The 19453-nt window shown below is 63.8% G+C and carries 18 protein-coding genes; 14 read left to right on the top strand and 4 right to left on the bottom strand.

All coding sequences use genetic code 11. The features are described from left to right. Positions 1-62 precede the first annotated feature (62 nt). From ABID26_RS13370 to ABID26_RS13345, 6 genes are all read left to right on the top strand, one after another. Positions 63-1232: an acyl-CoA dehydrogenase family protein gene (locus tag ABID26_RS13370; RefSeq protein WP_354415811.1), complete on the top strand. Its 1170-nt coding sequence runs from the start codon at positions 63-65 to the stop codon at positions 1230-1232. Positions 1233-1265: 33 nt separating this feature from the next. Beyond that, positions 1266-2474: an acetyl-CoA C-acetyltransferase gene (locus ABID26_RS13365; protein ID WP_292367527.1), complete on the top strand. Its 1209-nt coding sequence runs from the start codon at positions 1266-1268 to the stop codon at positions 2472-2474. A 14-nt stretch (positions 2475-2488) separates the two neighbouring features. Further along, a complete protein-coding gene (locus tag ABID26_RS13360) occupies positions 2489-4708 on the top strand; it encodes a 3-hydroxyacyl-CoA dehydrogenase NAD-binding domain-containing protein (RefSeq protein WP_354415810.1) in 2220 nt (739 codons plus the stop codon). 9 nt (positions 4709-4717) lie between these two features. Continuing rightward, positions 4718-5260, top strand: a complete 543-nt coding sequence (locus ABID26_RS13355; protein ID WP_354415809.1) for a thioesterase family protein — start codon at positions 4718-4720, stop codon at positions 5258-5260. A 93-nt stretch (positions 5261-5353) separates the two neighbouring features. Next, entirely contained in the window at positions 5354-5995 is a 642-nt protein-coding gene (locus tag ABID26_RS13350) for a S24 family peptidase (RefSeq protein WP_354415808.1), read from the top strand. A gap of 10 nt (positions 5996-6005) precedes the next feature. After that, positions 6006-6908: a thermonuclease family protein gene (locus ABID26_RS13345; RefSeq protein ID WP_354415807.1), complete on the top strand. Its 903-nt coding sequence runs from the start codon at positions 6006-6008 to the stop codon at positions 6906-6908. Here ABID26_RS13345 and ABID26_RS13340 read toward each other — a convergent pair. After that, complete coding sequence (locus ABID26_RS13340) at positions 6871-8520, bottom strand: lysine--tRNA ligase (RefSeq protein WP_292339816.1); 1650 nt, start codon at positions 8518-8520, stop codon at positions 6871-6873. The two genes, ABID26_RS13345 and ABID26_RS13340, sit on opposite strands and share 38 nt — an antisense overlap. Positions 8521-8677: 157 nt before the next feature. On the opposite strand from ABID26_RS13340, the gene ABID26_RS13335 reads away from it, so the two are divergent. Further along, complete coding sequence (locus ABID26_RS13335; RefSeq protein WP_354415806.1) at positions 8678-9088, top strand: tellurite resistance TerB family protein; 411 nt, start codon at positions 8678-8680, stop codon at positions 9086-9088. 222 nt (positions 9089-9310) lie between these two features. Here ABID26_RS13335 and ABID26_RS13330 read toward each other — a convergent pair whose 3' ends face one another. Next, positions 9311-10183: a transporter substrate-binding domain-containing protein gene (locus ABID26_RS13330; protein WP_435528569.1), complete on the bottom strand. Its 873-nt coding sequence runs from the start codon at positions 10181-10183 to the stop codon at positions 9311-9313. A 229-nt stretch (positions 10184-10412) separates the two neighbouring features. Between ABID26_RS13330 and ABID26_RS13325 the strand changes: the two genes are divergently transcribed. From ABID26_RS13325 to ABID26_RS13315, 3 genes are all read left to right on the top strand, one after another. Beyond that, complete coding sequence (locus tag ABID26_RS13325) at positions 10413-11144, top strand: LuxR family transcriptional regulator (protein WP_354415805.1); 732 nt, start codon at positions 10413-10415, stop codon at positions 11142-11144. Between the two features lie 273 nt (positions 11145-11417). Then, positions 11418-12056: an acyl-homoserine-lactone synthase gene (locus ABID26_RS13320; protein WP_354415804.1), complete on the top strand. Its 639-nt coding sequence runs from the start codon at positions 11418-11420 to the stop codon at positions 12054-12056. Positions 12057-12067: 11 nt separating this feature from the next. After that, a complete protein-coding gene (locus ABID26_RS13315; protein ID WP_354415803.1) occupies positions 12068-12814 on the top strand; it encodes an enoyl-CoA hydratase-related protein in 747 nt (248 codons plus the stop codon). A gap of 85 nt (positions 12815-12899) precedes the next feature. On the opposite strand, the gene ppk2 is transcribed toward ABID26_RS13315, so the two are convergent. Next, on the bottom strand, positions 12900-13805 hold the full coding sequence (gene ppk2, locus ABID26_RS13310; RefSeq protein WP_354415802.1) for a polyphosphate kinase 2: 906 nt from the start codon (positions 13803-13805) through the stop codon (positions 12900-12902). Positions 13806-14000: 195 nt separating this feature from the next. Between ppk2 and ABID26_RS13305 the strand changes: the two genes are divergently transcribed. From ABID26_RS13305 to ABID26_RS13295, 3 genes are all read left to right on the top strand, one after another. Then, the gene (locus tag ABID26_RS13305; protein WP_354415801.1) at positions 14001-15266 is read left to right on the top strand and encodes a sensor histidine kinase; all 1266 of its coding nucleotides are present in this window, start codon (positions 14001-14003) and stop codon (positions 15264-15266) included. 108 nt (positions 15267-15374) lie between these two features. Next, complete coding sequence (gene phoU / locus ABID26_RS13300; protein ID WP_126096269.1) at positions 15375-16100, top strand: phosphate signaling complex protein PhoU; 726 nt, start codon at positions 15375-15377, stop codon at positions 16098-16100. Positions 16101-16187: 87 nt separating this feature from the next. Continuing rightward, positions 16188-17198 (top strand): magnesium and cobalt transport protein CorA, encoded by a 1011-nt coding sequence (locus ABID26_RS13295; RefSeq protein WP_354415800.1) that lies wholly within the window; start codon positions 16188-16190, stop codon positions 17196-17198. 178 nt (positions 17199-17376) lie between these two features. On the opposite strand, the gene ABID26_RS13290 is transcribed toward ABID26_RS13295, so the two are convergent. Beyond that, the gene (locus ABID26_RS13290) at positions 17377-17895 is read right to left on the bottom strand and encodes a GcrA family cell cycle regulator (protein ID WP_059185039.1); all 519 of its coding nucleotides are present in this window, start codon (positions 17893-17895) and stop codon (positions 17377-17379) included. 356 nt (positions 17896-18251) lie between these two features. Between ABID26_RS13290 and ABID26_RS13285 the strand changes: the two genes are divergently transcribed. Continuing rightward, positions 18252-19451: an aspartate aminotransferase family protein gene (locus ABID26_RS13285; protein ID WP_354415799.1), complete on the top strand. Its 1200-nt coding sequence runs from the start codon at positions 18252-18254 to the stop codon at positions 19449-19451. Positions 19452-19453: the final 2 nt, after the last annotated feature.

The raw sequence follows: 19453 nt of genomic DNA, 5'->3' as shown, positions 1-19453 counted from the left end.
GGTCGCCCGCGACGAGCGCCCCCGCCCATGCCGACGCACTCTAGGAGGAGAAACGTAAGAGCATGACCAACCCAGCCGAAGTTCTTGGCCTTCCAAAACCCGCCTGGGCGGCGGATGAGGTTGGCATGCTCTACGACATGGCGACCCGCTTCATGGCGGAAGAGATCGCGCCGCGCTACGACGAGTTCGAGAAGAACGAGATGGTCGACCGCGAGAGCTGGCTCAAGGCCGGAGCCGCCGGCCTGCTCTGCGCCTCCATGCCGGAAAAATACGGCGGCTCGGGCGGCACCTTCGCGCATGAGAGCGCCATCATCGAGGCGATCGGCCATGTCGGCGTCGACGGCTTCGGCATCGGCCTGCACAATTCTATCGTCGCCCCTTACATCCTGCATTACGGCTCCGAGGAGCAGAAAGAGAAGTGGCTGCCGAAACTGGCGACCGGCGAGCTGATCGGCGCCATCGCCATGACCGAGCCCGGCGCCGGCTCCGACCTGCAGGGGGTGAAGACCCGCGCCGAGAAGGACGGCAATCACTACAAGATCAACGGTTCCAAGACCTTCATCACCAATGGCCAGCTCGCCAATCTGATCATCGTCGTCACCAAGACCGATCCGGAAAAAGGCGCCAAGGGCACCTCGCTGATCGTCGTCGAGACCGACGAGGTCGAAGGTTTTGAGCGCGGCCGCAACCTCGACAAAATAGGGTTGAAGGCCAACGACACATCCGAGCTGTTTTTCAACGACGTGCGTGTGCCGACCTCGAACCTGCTCGGCCACGAGGAGGGCAAGGGCTTCGTTCAGCTGATGCAGCAATTGCCGCAGGAGCGGCTGCAGATCGGCACGGGCGCCATTGCCATGATCGAGCGGGCGCTGGCGATCACCATCGACTATGTCAAGGAGCGCAAGGCCTTCGGCAAGGCGATCATCGATTTCCAAAACACCCAGTTCAAGCTGGCCGAGCTGAAGACCGAGGCGACCATCGGCCGCGTCTTCTACAATGACTGCGTTGCCCGCCATATCGCTGGCGGCCTCGACCCGGTCACCGCCTCGATGGCCAAGTACTGGCTATCCGATCTGCAGGGCAAAGTCGTCGACGAATGCCTTCAACTGCATGGCGGCTATGGCTACATGAACGAATATCCGATCGCCCGCATGTACCGCGACGCCCGCGTCCAGCGCATCTACGGCGGCACCAACGAGATCATGAAATTGCTGATCGGGCGCTCTCTCTGAGCGCGGCGACCGGCAAACCCAAGGAGCAGAAAAATGGCCGAAGCTTACGTCTATGATGCCGTGCGCACGCCGCGCGGCAGGGGCAAGAAGGATGGCTCGCTACACGAGGTGCCGGCGGTGCGGCTCGCCGCCAAGACGCTTCAAGCGCTGCGTGACCGCAACGGGCTCGACACCGGCAATGTCGACGACATCATCTTCGGCTGCGTCGATCCGGTCGGCGAGGCGGGCTCGGTCATCCCGCGAGCCGCCGCCTTCGAGGCCGGCTACGACACCAGGGCGCCGGGCATGCAGATCTCGCGCTTTTGCGCCTCGGGTCTCGACGCCATTAACTTCGGCGCCGCCAAGATCGCGCAAGGCGCGGACGAGATCGTCATCGCCGGCGGGGTCGAATCCATGTCGCGCGTCGGCATGGGGATGTCCGGCGGCTCCTGGTTCATGGATCCGTCCGTCGGCCTGCCCGGCTGGTTCGTGCCGCAGGGCATTTCGGCCGACCTGATCGCCACCAAATACGGCTTCAGCCGCGACGACGTCGACGCCTATGCGGTCGAGAGCCAGAAGCGCGCCGCCAAGGCCTGGGAAGAGGGCCGCTTCAAGAACTCGGTGATCCCGATCAAGGACCAGAACGGTCTCACCATCCTCGACCGTGATGAGCATATGCGGCCCACGACCGACATGCAGTCGCTCGCCTCGCTCAATCCGTCCTTCGTCATGCCGGGCGAGATGGGGGGCTTCGATGCGGTCGCCGTGCAGAAGCACCCGGAAGTCGAAGAGGTCAACCATGTCCACCATGCCGGCAATTCCTCCGGCATCGTGGATGGCGCCGCAGCCGTGCTGCTCGGCTCGAAAAAGGCCGGGAAAACCATGGGCATGAAACCCCGCGCGCGCATCCGCGCTTTCGCCAATATCGGCTCCGAGCCGGTGCTGATGCTGACCGGCCCGGTCGACGTTACCGAGAAGCTCTTGAAGCGCGCCAAGATGAAGCTGTCGGACATCGATTTGTTCGAGCTCAACGAGGCCTTCGCTTCCGTTGTGCTGCGCTATATGCAGGCCTTCGACATCCCGCACGACCGGATCAACGTCAATGGCGGCGCGATCGCCATGGGCCATCCGCTCGGCGCCACCGGCGCCATGATCCTGGGCACGGCGCTGGACGAGCTGGAGCGCCGCGATCTGAACACCGCGCTGGTCACGCTCTGCATCGGCGCCGGCATGGGCACTGCCACCATCATCGAACGCGTCTGACGGGGAGAGAAGAGATGAGCTACACCAATTTCACCCTCGACATCGACGCCGACGGCATCGCGCTGGTCACCTGGGACATGCCCGGACGCTCGATGAACGTCTTCACCGAAGAGGCAATGCGCGAGCTCAACGCGATCGTCGATCATGTGGCCGGCGACCCCGCCATCAAGGGCGTGGTGATCACTTCCGGCAAGGACAGCTTCTCCGGCGGCGCCGACATCACCATGCTGCAGAAGATGCTCGCCACCTTCGCCGCCGAAAAGGAGAAGGACCTCGACAAGGCGACCAAGGCGCTGTTCGACAATGCCGGCACCATGACCGGGCTGTTCCGCAAGATCGAGACCTGTGGCAAGCCGTGGGTATCGGCGATCAACGGCACCTGCATGGGCGGCGCCTTCGAGATGTCGCTCGCCTGCCACGGTCGCGTCGCGGCAGATTCCGACAAGGTGAAGATGGCGCTTCCCGAGGTGAAGATCGGCATCTTCCCGGGCGCCGGCGGCACCCAGCGCGTGCCGCGGCTGACCGACCAGCAGCAGGCGCTGCAGATGCTGACCACCGGCCAGAATCTCACGCCGCAGAAGGCCAAGTCGATGGGCCTGATCCACGAGATCGCCGAGCCGAAAAAGCTTGTCGAGGCCGCCAAGGCGATGATCAGGAACGGCCTGAAGCCGGTCGCGCCCTGGGACGAGAAGGGCTTCAAGCTGCCCGGCGGCCCGATCTATTCGGCGGCCGGCGCCAACCTGTGGCCGCCGGCCATCGCCATCCTGCGCCGCGAGACCTACGGCAACTATCCGGCCGCGGCGGCGATCCTGAAATGCGTCTATGAAGGCCTGCTTGTGCCCTTCGACACGGCGCTCAGGATCGAGCAGCGCTACTTCACCGAGATCATGCGGACCAAGGAAGCGGCTGCGATGATCCGCTCGCTCTTCGTGTCACTGCAGGAACTGAACAAGGGCGCACGCCGCCCGGCCGGCGTGCCGGACACCAGGTTCAAGAAGATCGGCATCCTCGGCGCCGGCTTCATGGGCGCCGGCATCGCCTATGTCACCGCCAAGGCCGGCATCCCGGTCGTGCTGCTCGACCGCGACGTGGAGTCGGCCGAAAAGGGCAAGGCGCATTCCGACAGCCTGATGGCCGATCAGGTGAAGAAGGGCCGCGCCAAGCCCGAGGAGAAGGACAAGCTCCTGTCGCTGATCACGCCGACGGCCGACTATGCCGACCTTGCCGGCTGCGACCTCGTCGTCGAGGCGGTGTTCGAGGACTCGGCGGTCAAGAAGCTTGCCACCGAGAGGGCGGAAGCGGTGCTGAAGTCGTCGGCGATCTTCGCCTCCAACACCTCGACCATTCCGATCACCGCGCTGGCGAAGAATTCGGCGCGGCCGAAGAATTTTGTCGGCATCCACTTCTTCTCGCCGGTCGACAAGATGATGCTGGTCGAGATCATCCTCGGCAAGAAGACCGGCGACAAGGCGCTGGCCACGGCAATCGACTTCGTGCGCGCCATCAAGAAGACGCCGATCATCGTCAACGACACGCGCGGCTTCTACGTCAACCGCTGTGTGCTGCGCTACATGTCGGAAGCCTACAAGATGCTGATCGAGGGCGTTCCGGCGGCGATGATCGAGAACGCCGCCAAGGCCGCCGGCATGCCGGTCGGGCCCCTGGCGCTGACCGACGAGACGGCCATCGACCTTGCCCAGAAGATCATGAAGCAGACCATCAAGGATCTCGGCGAGAAGGCCGTCGATCCGAAGCAGATGGCGCTGATCAACACCATGGTCGACACGCATGGACGCTTCGGCCGCAAGAACGGCAAGGGCTTTTACGATTACCCGGCCAAGCCGGCGAAGAAGAAGCTATGGCCGGGCCTCAAGGACCTCTATCCGCAGCTGAAGCACGACAAGGTCGACTATGAGGAGCTGAAAGAGCGCCTGCTGGTCACCATCGCGCTCGAGGCGGTGCGCGTCATGGAAGAGGGCATCGTCACCGATCCGCGCGAGGCCGATGTCGGCTCGATCCTCGCCTTCGGCTTCGCTCCCTTCACCGGCGGCGCGCTCTCCTATATCGACGGCATCGGCGCCAAGCGCTTCGTCAAGATCGCCAAGGGCCTGCAGAAGAAATACGGGACCGAATTCAAGGCGCCCAAGCTTTTGCTTGACATGGCCGAGAAGGGCGAGACCTTCTACCAGCGCTTCGACCCCTACCAGAAGGGCGAGGTCAAGAAGGCCGCCTGACGCTCGATCATGTACGTCTGGGGGCGCCTCGCGCGCATGATGGCCACGGCGTCCAGCCGTGGCCCTTACGTGATCGGCGATCAGAGTCGGCTGGGCTTTCGCTGCCTGCCGACCGACATCGATTTCAACAGCCATCTCAATAATGCGCGCTACATGATGCTGGCCGATCTTGGCCGCATCGACGTCTTTCTCCGCGTCGGTCTCGTCGCGCTCGCGCGTAAACACGGCTGGGCGCCGATGATCGGCGGGCTGCAAGCATCCTATGTGCGCGAGATCAGGCTGTGGCGCCACTTCGAGGTGGCATCCTCGATCGAAACCTGGGAAGCCACTTCAGTCATCGGCAAGCACCGCTTCATCCTCGACAATGGCGAGACGGCCGCGCTGATCATGACCACGGGCGGCGTCTATGACCGTCGCGGCCGACGTTTTCTGGAGATCGGCGAGGTCGTCGCGGCGCTCGGCCATTCCGTGCAACCGCGCCCGCCGACCGAGGCCGAACGGGCGTTCATGATCTCGCACCGGAACCTGCGCGAGCAGGCCAAGCAGGCCTGATTGTCGGCAATTCGGCGCTCCGCCGGTGGACATCGAGGCGATCACACGCTAGACAACGTTGAGGCATTTTTTCCTGTTTTGAAGGGAGCGCGCGTGCTCTCACACGACCGCGTATGGGCTGCAATCGACGCTCTCGCCGAGCGCTATTCGCTCTCGGCTTCCGGTCTCGCCAGGCGCGCGGGCCTCGATTCGACGGCCTTCAACAAGTCGAAGCGCCTGTCTTCCGACGGCCGGCCCCGCTGGCCTTCGACCGAATCGCTGGCCAAGATCATCGAAGCCACCGGCGCTTCGCTGGAGGAATTCACCGTGCTGGTCGAAGGTCGCGCAAGCCCTGCCGCGCCGCAGTCGCGCATGGCCGTGCCGCTACTCGGCTTTGCCCAGGCCGGCGCCGGCGGATTCTTCGACGATGCCGGCTATCCCTCGGGGCAGGGCTGGGATCTGGTGGAGCTTCCGGCGCGGGCGGCGGAAAGCTCCTATGCGCTGAAGGTCCAGGGCGATTCCATGCTGCCGCTCTACCGCGACGGCGACGTGCTGATCGTCGAGCCGGGCGCGCCGACGCGCAAGGGCGACCGCGTCGTCGTCAAGACCGCCGCCGGCGAGGTCATGGCCAAGGTGCTCGAACGGCAGACCGCCAAGTCGATCGTGCTGGTCTCGCTCAATCCCGCTCACCCGGACCGCGACATCCCGATGCGCGATGTCGAATGGGTGGCGCGGATCGTCTGGGCAAGCCAGTAGGTCCGGGCCGGTGCGGGTCCTCCATCTTGCCTTCGCGGTTCTGGCGGTTCCGGCAATGGCAGCGCTGGTCGTTGCCGGAGGCCGCTCGCTGAAGGGCAGCGAAAGCGTCGTCGCGGTCGATCAGATCGATCCAGCCGATACGCTTCCAGGACAAGGCACCGGCGCGGCGCCCCAGGAACCGGCGCCCCAGGAACCGGTGCCCGAAGAACCGGCGACTTCCGCCATTCTGGCGCCGGCCGCTCCGCAGCCGCCCAAGCCGCCGCCGGCCCATTCGCGGGCGATCGATCCCGAGGTGGTGGCGCCGCCCGAAATGCTTGACGAGACGCTCGAACGGGTCGAGCCCCGGGCGCCGCTCAGCGATCTGGCGCTGGCCGGTCCGCCCAAGCCGCCCAAGCTGAAAATGCCGGACGACTGGAATGGCACCAAGCTGTTCCAGCCGGTTGCCACCGCCGCCGGCCTCATCGAGGCAAAAGGCTACGCTGTCGCCATCACCGGCATTGACGTCGTCAAAGCGGACGAAACCTGCAGCGACGAAGGTAAGTCCTGGGCTTGCGGCGCGCGCGCCAGAACAGCGTTCCGCGCCCTCCTGCGCGGGCGCACCGTGGTCTGCACCGTGCCGCCGGAGGGCAGCCGCGACACGATCTCGGCCGAATGTCGCGTCGGCAACAAGGATATCGGCGAGTGGCTGGTGGAAAACGGCTGGGCGCGCGCCGCGCAAGGCAGCCCCTATGCCGAGGCGGGCGACAAGGCGCGCGCGGCCAAGAAAGGCATCTTCGGCGCGGGGCCAAGTCTTGGCGGCCTGCCGGCATTGCCGGCCGCCACTGGCCCGGCGCCCGCCGCGCCGACCTCTATCCTGCCGGCGGACGACGGCGCGGTTACGCCGCCAGCTGACCAGCCAGCGCCCGCTCAATGAGCGCGCGCGTCTCTGTGATGCCGTAAAGCGCCGCGAAGGAGCCGAAGCGGGGCCCGCGCTCCTGCCCGATCAGCACCTGGTAGATCATCTGGAAGAAGGCGACCGACACGCCGGGGCCGCCTTCCGGGCTCTGCTTGGAATGGTCCTGATAGCGCTCGATCCGCCGCGCGACGTTGAGCGCAGCGTTCTGGATCGCCTCGCCGTCGGCGCCTTGCGGCAGGGCGCCGAGCGCTTCCGAGAGCTTCGCCAGCGCCTCCCGTTCCACCGCGTCGGGTGCGCGATAAACCTTGGTCGGCTTCACGAAGTCGTCGAAATAGCGGATCGCATAGCCGGTCAACCGGTCGAGCTCCGGATGCGTCTTCGGCGTCACGCCCGGCGCGTGCCGCGAGATGAAGCCCCACAGCACCGCCTTGTCATGCGCGTTGGAAGCGCTGACCAGGTTGAGCAGCAGCGCGAACGGCACCGGCAGGTCGATGGGCGGCGGATTGCCGTCATGCATGTGCCAGACGGGGTTGCCGAGCCGCTCCTTCCAGTCCTGCCGCGGATAGGCGGAGAGGAAGGCATAATATTCGTCGACCGCCTTCGGGATGACGTCGAAGTAGAGCTTCTTGGCCTGCCGCGGCCGCTGGTACATGTAGAGGCCGAGGCTCTCGGTCGGCGCATAGGTCAGCCACTCGTCGATGGTAAGGCCGTTGCCCTTCGACTTCGAGATCTTCTGACCGGTCTCGTCGAGGAACAATTCGTAGACGAAATGCTCCGGCGCGCGGCCGCCGAGGATGTTGCAGATGCGGTCGTAGATCGCCGCGTTGGTCTGGTGGTCCTTGCCGAACATCTCGAAATCGACGCCGAGCGCTGCCCAGCGCATGCCGAAATCCGGCTTCCACTGCAGCTTCACCTTGCCGCCGGTGACCGGCAGCGTGGTCTCGGTGCCTTCGTCATCGAAGGTGATGGTGCCGGCCTTGGCGTCGACATTTATCATCGGCACGTAGAGCACGCGGCCGCTTTTCGGCGAGATCGGCAGGAACGGGCTGTAGGTCGCCTGGCGCTCCGGCCCGAGTGTCGGCAGCATCACCGCCATGATCTCGTCATAGCGCTCGGCGGCGCGCAGCAGCACCTCGTCGAAGCGGCCTTCCTTGTAGTACTTCGTCGCGCTGGCGAACTCGTAGTCGAAGCCGAACGTGTCGAGGAAGCGGCAGAGCATCGCGTTGTTGTGGTCGGCGAAGCTCGCATAGTCGCCGCCAAAGGGATTGGGCACCGCCGTGAGCGGCTTGTGCAGATAAGGCTCCAGCGCTGCGCGATCCGGCACATTGTCGGGAATCTTGCGCATGCCGTCCATGTCGTCGGAAAAGCAGATGAGCTTGGTCTTGACCTTGTCCGCGGTCAGCACCCGGAAGGCGTGCCGCACCATGGTGGTGCGCGCCACCTCGCCGAAGGTGCCGATATGCGGCAGGCCGGACGGGCCGTAGCCGGTTTCGAACAGCACGGTCTCGGGGAAATCCTTGTCCTTGTAGCGGGCAATGATCTTCTTGGCTTCCTCGAACGGCCATGCCTTGCTTTCGGCGGCCGCCGCAAGCATCTCGGGATTGAGATCGATGATATTTGATCCCGTCATGTCAAAGTTCCAGTCATGTGCCGGCTTTCGCCGCGGGTAAGATTTTTCAACCGGTCTCTAGGCGCGACTGGCCGGAGCGTCAACGATTTGCGGCGGTTTTCCTTGCGGTGCCACAATGGCGTTCTTACGTTGGGGCCATGCTATCAAGGAGTTTTGAATGCCTTTGACGCCACACGAAGCCCTGATCCATCTGATGGTCATCACCTCGGCTTCCGACCGCGACATGACCGATGTCGAGCTGGCGCGGATCGGCGACGTCGTCCGCTCGTGGCCGGTGTTCGTTGACTTCAACCAGGACAGGCTGGTGGCGGTGGCTCAAGCCTGCCAGAAGGCGCTGCATGAAAAGGACGGACTGGAAGGCGTGCTCGCCAGCGCCGCGGAAGCGTTGCCCGAGCGGCTGCGCGACACGGCTTATGCGGCCGCTTTCGAGGTCGCGGCCGTCGATCTCGAAATGCGCATGGAGGAGGTGCGGGTGTTGCAGCTCATCCGCCTCAAGCTCGATCTCGACACGCTGACCGTCGCCGCGATCGCTCGCGCCGCCAAGGCGCGCCTGCGCACGCTGACTTAGGGTCTGTCGATATTCAGGTGAGGCCGGCCTGCGAATGGCGGCTTCCTGCGCTTCCGGCCTTCGCCGGCCGAAGCATTCATGAGCGGCGCGGCAGTTAAGGCTACGGCCGGCGTAGGCCGGTGCTCACGTACTTTGAGTACGCTCCGCTCCGGTTCTCGGAAACGACCATTCTCGACTCGTCCTGACCTGAATCTCAACAGACCCTGGGCCGCGGCTTTGCTATCAGAAGAAGCTCACCGGGAAATAGCGCAGGTAGAACTCGGCGAAGGTTCCCTTGATCGAGATTTCCTGCAGCGCGTAGTCGAAGGCGGCCGCCAGCGCCGGATCGCCGGCCCTGGTGGCGATCGCCATGCCCGAGCCCAGATATTCCGGTGCCAGATACGGGCCGCCGGCAAAGCGGCAGCAGCCGGCGGCGTCGGAACCGCCGAGCCAAAACGAAAACCGCATGCCGTCGCCGAAGGCGGCATCGATCTTGCCGGCCTTGAGGTCGGCATAGAGGTTCTCAGGCTTGTCGAAAGGCACCACCTGCACGGTGCCGAAATAGTCGCGCAGCATCTTCTCATGCGCCGAGCCGGCAATGACGCCGACCCGCTTGCTGCGCAGCTTGTCGAGGATCGGCTCGGCGAGGGCCTTGGCCTTCGGCATGATGAAGCGCGCCGGGAACTGCAGGTAGGAACGTGAGAAGGCGTATTTCTCGCGGCTTTCCGGCGTTGCCGCGATGCCGGCGATGATCGCCTCGCCTTCCCCCTTCTGCAACGCGGCGTCAAGCTCGTTCCAGGGCAAGGCCTGGATCTGGCATTTCTCGACGATGCCGAGCTCCGCGCAGATCGCCCTCGCCAAGTCGATGTGGAAACCCGACAACCGGCCTGAGCCGTCGAGGAAATTGAAGGGTGGAAAATCGGTGGTGGTGAGGAATCGCAACCGCGGCAGCGCCGAAAGATCGGGCTTGGGCAGCCGCTCCTTGGCATCCCACAGCACCGGAACCTGCGGCTCTGCGGCCTGAGTCGCGCCGGCAAACGGCAGCGCCCCGATCAGCGCCGACAGCAGGATCAGAAATATCCACCGGAAAGTCACGATAAGGCTCCGCCCAGTCATGTTCTTGGCTTTTCGTATGAAAACAGAGCGGGCACAATTGTTTTTGATTTCAAACTCGGGAATTCGGCGTATGGTTTAGCATGTTTGCAAGTGGCAGCGCGCGCCGGCACGGGGGAGAGATCACCGGCGCGACGAGGGAGCTTGCAGCCCGGGGGGTTGATGGCGAAGGGTGGTTCGGGCATCTACCGTCGGTGATGAAAGCAGAAAGCAACATGGGGTAGATGTTGCGATGAGCATGTTCGATAGAACTCTGGAATACATAGACCAGCTGCAGCACGCCAGCACGGCGGCGGCGGTGTGCGAGCGCCTGCTCGGCGTCACCTCGAATTTCGGCCTGACGGCGCTGATGGCTGGAACCGTGCCGCAGCCCGGCACCCCGCGCGGCCGGCAGAAGGACCACGTCCTGCTCTGCGACTGGCCGGGCGAGTGGCTGGAGCGCTACGTGGCGCGCAACTACGTCGACCATGATCCGGTTGTCAGCCACATGAAGCAATTGCAGGCCCCGTTCCAGTGGCGGGAAGCCTCGCAGGCCATCGTCATCGACAAGAGCAGCAACGAGGTCATGGGCGATGCCCGCGAGTTCAAGCTCCGCGACGGCCTCGCCTTCCCACTGGTCACGCTCGACGGTCAGATCGTCATGGTTTCGCTGGGCGGCGAATCCGTCGAGTTGTCGGAGGCCGAGTTCGGGATGGTTTCGCTGGCGTCCACCTACGCCATCGGCCGCGCCATGCAGCTTCACACCATGGCCGGCAAGGTCATCGATCACATAGAATTGACGCCGCGTGAGCGCGAATGCCTGCAATGGGCGGCCGTCGGCAAGTCAGAGTGGGAGATTTCGCAAATTCTCGGCATCTCGGAGCACACCTCCGAGAAACACCTTCTCAACGCCAAGAGCAAACTGGGCGCCGCCAACCGTGTGCAAGCTGTCGCCGAGGCGATTAGACGCGGCTATATTAGCTAAGCCGGTGACAGCCCAGAAATTGTCGCCTACGCATTCGCATAATATTTTAGACAAAAGCCGACTGTGTCCTCCTCTTAAGAAAGGGCTAATACTTTCTTAACGCCAAAGCAAACTGGACGCCGTCAACTGCGTGCAGGCAGTCGCAGAGGCGATTAGGCACGGCTATATTAGTGAGGTCGGTCGGTGCCGACCTAGAAATTCTTGCCTACGCGATCGCGTAATATTTTCGGGAAAGCCCGGCCGTATCTTCCTCTTAAGCCCAGGAGACGGCTAATGCTTTTTTCCCTCACCACTCAGGAATTGATGGAACGCCCCGACCTTTGGGAAGCTGTCCATCGCCTGCGCTACAAGATCTTCGTCGAGGAGATGGGATGGGCCGATCTCGATCGCCCGGACGGGCTCGAGATCGATCAGTTCGACCATGACGAGGCCGAACATCACCTCGTCATCCGCAACGGCGAGCTCGCCGGCTATCAGCGCATGCTGCCGACGACACGGGCGCACCTTCTGACCGACGTCCTGTCGGATCTCTACGAAGGGACGCCTCCATCGGGACCGCATGTCTGGGAGCTGACCCGCTATGCTGTGGCGCCAGGCTTTCGCGACGGCAAGCGCGGCGTTTCGACGGTCGGCACCGAATTGATCGCCGGCTTCGTCGAATGGGGCCTCGAGCGCAACGTCAACCAGGTCATCATCGAGTTCGAACCGATGTGGGTGCTGCGGGCGCTGCAGCTCCACTTCCTGGCGACGCCGCTAGGCTACCAGCGCACCTATGGCAACCAGCAGGTCGTGGCGACGCTGCTCACCTTCACCGAGCATACGCTTGAGGTGGTGCGCCAGCGCCGCAGCCACTTCCTGCCGGTGCTCAACCGGGGCTATCCCGGCCAGCTCGGCCTGAGGCAGGCTTCGTGATGGAGGTGGTCATGAGCTTCCATCCCGAACCGGAACTGCACGGCCACACGCTGGTCGTCACCGTGTCCTCGCATGACGGCCGGCCGGTGCTGGACAGGCACGCCTATGCGAGCCTCGCCGGGACCTTCCACGAGGCCGCCGTCAATGACGACGTCCGCGTGGTCGTGCTGCGCGGCCTTGCCGGCTGCTTCTGCCTCGGCGGCGACTTTTCGGAGTTCCTCGACGCCACCAAGCACCGAGAGCTGATCGCCGCCGTCACCGACATGTTCCGCATGCTGGCGACCTTCCCCAAGCCGGTCCTAGCCTGCGTGGACGGGGACGCAGTCGGTGTCGGCTGCACGATCCTGTTCCACTGCGACATGGTGATTGCCTCGAGGGGGAGCACCTTCAGGGTGCCGTTCGTCGATTTCGGCCTCGTGCCGGACGCAGCGACCAGCATCCTGGCGCCCCAGAAGCTCGGCTATGCCGGTGCCTTCCGCTTCTTCTGCCTGGGCGACACACTCGGCGTCGACGACGCCAAGGCGCTCGGCCTGGTCGGCGAGATCGTGGACGGCAGCGCCGAGGACACGGCCTTGGCGCGGGCAAGGCAGCTCGCCAAGAAGCCGGTTGCAGCGCTGTTGCAGACACGCAGTCTGCTCAAGGGCGATACGGGCGTTCTGTGCGACCGCATCGACCATGAGATATCGCTGTTCCAGCAGGCGCTCCAGGACGACGCCACGCTGAAGCGGCTGCAGCGGATCGCCCGCCTGGCCGCCTGAGCACTATCGTAAAACCTCAGCGCCGCGCATCCGAAAGATGCGCGGCGCTGTAAGTTGGACGAATGTCGGCGGGCGCCGGGAAAAGCTATTTCTCCAGGAACGACGGCCCTTCGCCGACGATTTTCTTGTCTTCCTTGCCGATCACGTCGAGATCGCGTCCGGCATAGGGCAGCGACAACAGGATCCGCTGGATGACGGCGAGCCGCGCCCGGCGCTTGTCGTTGGCGCGCACGATGATCCAGGGCGCGAACTCCTTGTGGGTGCGCTCGACCATCAGGTCGCGCGCCCTGGTGTAGTCGTCCCACTTGTTGATGCCGGCAATGTCGATCGGCGAGAACTTCCAGTTCTTCAATGGCGACCAGCGGCGGTCGTGGAAGCGTTCGAGCTGCGTCTCGCGGCCTATGTTCAGCCAGAATTTGAAGAAGTGGATGCCCTCGTTGCATATCATGCGCTCGAAATGCGGCGTCTCGTCGAGGAATTTCTCGTGCTGTTGCGATGTGCAGAACCCCATGACCGGCTCGACGCCGGCCCGGTTGTACCAGGAGCGGTCGAAAGTGACGAACTCGCCCGAGGTCGGGAAATGGTTGACATAGCGCTGATAGTACCATTGCCCAAGCTCCGGCGGCGTCGGCTTGGTCAGCGCCACATTGCGCGCCGTGCGAGGGTTCATGTACTGCCGCAGCACGAAGATCGTGCCGCCCTTGCCGGCCGCGTCGCGCCCCTCGAACAGCGCCATCACCCGCTTGCCGGTCGCCTGCAGCCAGGCCTGCGCCTTGACCAGCTCGATCTGCAGGCGCTCGAGTTCCTTGTCGTAATCTTCGCTTTTCATCTTCTTGTCGTACGGATAGCCGCCGGCGGTCAGCTTGTTGTCCTCGATCCAGTCCGGAAGCGCCGGGTTGTCGATGTCGAACTCGCGTTCCTTGCCGCCGATCCTGATCCTGATCGGTCCCGCGGCGGGCGCCGCTTCGGCGGTTTCCTTGGCATTTTTCATCGAGGCGAACCCTTTCCAGCTTGCGGACTCATGCTATGGAGCCTCCACGACGCCCGCGTCCGTCCGGACGTAGGGGCGTCGTAGCACTTTGATTTTGCGCATGAACATTCCAGAAAATCGATTCCGATTTTTGCGGGGTCATGCGCCGGTTCCGGTCCGGTGAACTTTCACCGGCGGAGGGATACGGGGCAGCGCATGGTCGATACAGGCGCAGAGCGGAGAGGTGGGACGCAAGCCATCGTCGCCCGGCTGCGGCGCCGCCGCTGGTTGCTGGCCGCGGCCATCGTTGCGGTCCTCTCCGTCTACGCTTTCGGCGGCATCTCGATCTATGTGCCGCTGCTGGCCCTGGTCTTGCTGGTTGCAGCCGCGATGCTGCCCGCCGATGTCGAACGGCAATCCGCCGATGAGGCGGCGGCGATCGAGGCCGGCGGGCTGCAGCGGCTCTCCGGCGAATATCTTGCCGCGGCCGTTGCCGACCCGCTGATCATCTTCGACCCCGCGGCAACAATCGTCCACGCCAACGCGGCCGCCTTCGCCGCCTTCGGCGGGCTGGCGCCCGGCATGTCGCTGTCGCTCAAGTTCCGTGCGCCCGAAATGCAGGCCCTGCTTGACGGCATCGTCTCGGGGACCGTGGCCTCCGATGTCGTCGATTATACCGAGAAGCTGCCGGTCGAGCGCACCTACCGGGTGAGCGCATCCTCGGTCGGCCATGCCACCGATCTCTACGTTCTTGTGTTCAAGGATCAGAGCGAGGCGCGCCGCATCGACCGCATGCGCGCCGACTTCATCGCCAATGCCAGCCACGAGCTGCGCACGCCGCTCGCCTCGATCGCCGGCTTCATCGAGACCTTGCGCGGCCCGGCGCGCGGCGATCCTGCGGCACGCGACCAGTTCCTGCAGATCATGCAGAACCAGACGGGCCGCATGGCGCGTTTGATCGACGACCTGCTGTCGCTGTCGCGGCTGGAGATGAAACCCTATCTCAGGCCGGGGACCGAGGTCGATCTTCGCCAGATCATCGAGAGCGTCATCGATTCCCTTGGGCCGCTGGCCAGCGAGAACGGCCTCGTCATCGAGCGGGATTTCGTCGATGGCCCGCTTTCCGTGCCCGGCGACCGTGACGAGCTCTTCCAGGTTTTCGAGAATCTCCTGGAGAATGCCTGCAAATACGGTCAGTCGGGCGGGCATGTTACCGTATCCATCGCCCGCAGCGAGGATGGCCAGGATGCAGGCATCGACGTCACCATAAGAGACTATGGCCCTGGTATTGCCGAGGAACACATCCCTCGCATCACCGAGCGTTTCTACCGCGTTGATGTCGAGAGCAGCCGCGCCCAAAAGGGCACCGGTCTTGGCCTTTCAATCGTCAAGCATATATTGACCCGTCATAACGCAAGGCTGTCGATCAGGTCGGAGGTCGGCAAGGGCGCGGCGTTCACGGTTCATTTGCCGGCTCAATGATCCTATATTGGTTGCCAACCGGCAATTTCTTCTTTCTGTCATCCGGCTCGCGTATCAGCGACAGATTGAGGGAGCGCACCAGCCGGCAGAAACCGGGAAGGCATAGCCATGCAGTCCGTCCACATTGTCAGTGCCTATGACGAAGAACTGAAATTCCTGTCGAAGCGCATCGCCGCCATGGGCGGTCATGCCGAGCGCATGGTCGAACAGGCGATCGCGGCCCTGGTCAATGCCGACCCAGGCCTCGCCCAGAAGGTCATCCAGGACGATCTCGTCCTCGATGAGGGGCAGCGCGAGATCGACGACAAGGCGATCATCATCATCGCCAGGCGCCAGCCGATGGCGACGGATTTGCGCGAGATCGTCGGCGCCATCCGCATCTCCGCCGACATCGAGCGCGTCGGCGACCTCGGCAAGAATGTCGCCAAGCGCGTCGCGGCGGTCATCGACGGCCGCCAGCCGAACAGCCTGTTCCGGGGCCTCGAGGCGCTGGCCAACCTGGCGCTGACGCAGCTCAAGGAAGTGCTCGACGTCTATGCGTCGCGCTCGGTCGAGAAGATCGGCTTCGTGCGCGACCGCGACGACCAGATCGACGCCATGTACACCTCGTTGTTTCGCGAGCTTCTGACCTACATGATGGAAGATCCGCGCAACATAACGCCCTGCACGCATCTGCTGTTCTGCGCCAAGAACATCGAGCGGATCGGCGACCACGCCACCAACATCGCCGAAACCATCTATTACATCGTCACCGGCGACCAGATGCCGGCCGATCGGCCGAAGGGCGACAAGACCGACCAGGTGGTATCCCCGGGGACAGTACCGGCTAAATGAACGGGTGGCCCTCGAACGGCTTTCTAATTTAGGCTAAGCTCCTCCGCGTACAGCGATTTTGTCAGTCGCTGTCTCGGGAGGTTTGCGATGGAACAAGTTCGAAACCTGGCCCCGGCCCCGCAGTCGACATCCGGCATCATTGCCTCGAGCGTCTATTCAGCGGGCAAGCGCATCGCCGACATCGCGATCGAGGAGGCCGGCAGTTGGTCGGCAAGGCCCGGCCATGTCGTCTGGATCGGCCTGCTAGAGCCCGACCGCAACCTGTTGCTCAGGGTGCAGGCGCAGTTTCATCTGCATGATCTGGCCATCGAGGACGCCGAACATCCGCATCAGCGGCCCAAGATCGAGCAATATGGCGACGCGTTGTTCATCGTCGCCCGCACTGCGCAGCTGATCGACGGCCGCGTCACCTTCGGCGAGACGCATCTGTTCGTCGGCACCGGCTATATCGTCAGCGTCAGGCACGGTCCGTCGACCTCCTACGCCCCGGTGCGCCAGCACTGGGAAAGCTGCCCGTCTTCGCTCGCCAAGGGCGAGGATTTCGTCCTCTATGCCATTCTCGATTTCATCGTCGACAATTACATGCCGGTGCTCGAGCAGATCGAGGACGAGGTCGAGCAGATCGAGGACAAGGTGCTGCTGAAGCCGATGACCGGCGCCGACATCGAACGGCTCTACATGCTGCGCCGCGATCTGCTCAGGCTGCGCAACGCGGCGCTGCCGCTGGTCGAGGTCTGCCGCCGCCTGACCAGCGCCGAGCTGCCGCAGATCCACGGCGCCATGCACCCGCTGTTCCGCGACGTTACCGATCACATCCGCACAGTGCAGGAAAAGATCGACAGCCTGCGCGAGGTCCTGGCCTTCGCCTTCGAAGCCAGCCTTCTGGTCGGACAGAGCCAGGAAACGGCGATTTCCAAGAAACTCGCCTCATGGGCCGCCATCCTGGCGGTGCCGACGGCCTTCGCCGGCATCTACGGCATGAACTTCGCCGACATGCCTGAACTGAAGATGGAATACGGCTATCCGACCGTGCTGGTGGCGATCGCGCTGATCTGCGTGTTTCTGTATTGGCGGTTCAAGAAGAATGGGTGGCTGTGAAAAAAGCGAATAGCGAATAGGGAGTAGCCAATAGGGACAAAAGAAGCTTGTGCCGGACTTGGATGCCCGAAACTGTTCTATTCGCTATTCGCTATTCGCTATTCGCTATTCGCTATTCGCTATTCGCTATTCGCTATTCGCTATTCGCTATTCGCTATTCGCTATTCGCTATCCGCTATCAGCGAGCGCGGCGCCGCTCCGCCGCCGGCTGGAACGCGACACGGGCATGATATTTGCAGTATGGCCCGGTCTCGGCGGCGTCGTTGCCGCAGAAGCTGAAATCTTCCGACAACGGATCGCCGTTCGGCCACTTGCAGGTGCGCTCGGTCAGCTCGACGAGCTGCAGGTTGCGCGAGATCGGCACGACGACATTCTCGACCGGGCGGATATAGTGGCGCGCCACCGGCTCCGCGTCGAACTGCACCTGCAGCGCGGTCGCGCCGATGGAGGCCGTCACGTGACGTGTCGCACTTGCCGCCCGGGCCACCGATTTCTGCATGGAGGCTCCTTGTGTCGCCTTCTTCTGGCGCGCCGGCGCTGCTGTGGCGCGGCCGCGGCCCGAGAGTTTCAGGCGATGCACCTTGCCGATGACGGCGTTGCGGCTCACCCCGCCGAGTTGTGCTGCGATCTGGCTGGCACTGAGACCCTCCGACCACAATTTCCTGAGAAGTTCAACCCGCTCGTCAGTCCAGTTCATGAGACCGCGCTCCTGCTGAGGCGTACGGCAGTCAGAATCCTTTCCCGCCCCGGCTCCCGCCGGGCAAACAACACCAGATATACCGGGTGATTAGATCCGCCGCACGAAATCTAGTTATTTCTCGACTACAATTACCTTAAGCGCTGACTCGGTGACAAGAGTCCCCAGGGCAACACGATTCGGTTTTTTCGGTTTTCCCCAACTTGCCTGACCGCTTATGAGCCGGCGTGCCGTCAGAGCCTTGCCGCGCGCTTCTGCGCGACGTTTTCGTTGACTTCATGGCCGAAAAACATGATAAGCCGCAAAGGCCGCCGCATTGGCGGCTTTTTTGATTTCCGGTTCCGGAGACGCATATAATGAGCGGTTCGGCGCTTTACGAGACTTTTGCTCGCGCACCCCTGGCTTTCGATCACGGGGAGGGGACCTGGCTGGTCACCGACAAGGGCGAGCGATATCTCGATTTCGCCGGCGGCATCGCCGTGAACTCGCTGGGCCACAGCCATCCGCATCTGGTGGCGGCGCTCACCGGGCAGGCCGCAAAGCTGTGGCACGTCTCCAACCTCTACGAGATTCCCGAGCAGCGCCGGCTGGGCGAGCGGCTGGTCGAGGCGACTTTTGCCGACAAGGTGTTCTTCACCAATTCCGGCGCCGAGGCACTGGAATGCGCCATTAAGACGGCGCGTCGCTACCAATTCGTCAAGGGCCGGCCCGAGCGCTTCCGCATCATCACCTTCGAGGGCGCCTTCCACGGCCGCACGCTGGCCACGATCGCGGCCGGCGGCCAGTATAAATATCTTGAGGGTTTCGGGCCCAAGGTCGAGGGCTTCGACCAGGTCGCGTTCGACGACATCGACGCCGCCGAAAAGGCGATCACGCCCGAGACCGCGGCGATCCTGATCGAGCCGGTGCAGGGCGAAGGCGGCATCCGCCCGGTGCCGACGCAGTCCTTGAAACGGTTGCGGCAGCTCTGCGACAAGCATGGCCTGCTTCTGATCTTCGACGAGGTCCAGTGCGGCATCGGCCGCACCGGCAGGCTCTTCGCGCATGAATGGGCGGGCGTGACGCCTGACCTGATGGCGATCGCCAAGGGCATCGGCGGCGGCTTCCCGATGGGTGCCTGCCTTGCAACCGACGACGCCGCGACCGGCATGACGGCCGGCGTGCACGGCACCACCTTCGGCGGCAATCCGCTGGCGATGGCGGTGGGCAATGCCGTGCTCGACGTGGTGCTGGCCGACGGCTTCCTCGAGGATGTGCAGCGCAAGGCGCTTCTCTTGAAGCAGGGCCTTGCGGCGGTCGCCGATGAATTCCCCCGGATCATCGAAGGCATCCGGGGAACCGGCCTGATGCTTGGCCTGAAATGCGTCATGCCCAACAACAAGGTGAACATGGCGCTGCGCGACCAGCACCTGCTGGCGGTGCCGGCCGGCGACAATGTCATCCGCCTCTTGCCGCCTCTCACCGTCACCGACGCCGAGATCGGCGAGGCGCTGAAGCGCATCCGCTCGGGCGCCAAGGGTCTGACCGACGCGATTGCGGCCGAAGCCGCGAAATAATT

It is taken from the genome of Mesorhizobium shonense, assembly GCF_040545255.1.
Lineage (GTDB): Bacteria > Pseudomonadota > Alphaproteobacteria > Rhizobiales > Rhizobiaceae > Mesorhizobium > Mesorhizobium shonense.
Note: the sequence above shows the minus strand (reverse complement) of the source record. Positions and strands in the feature narration are given on the sequence as shown.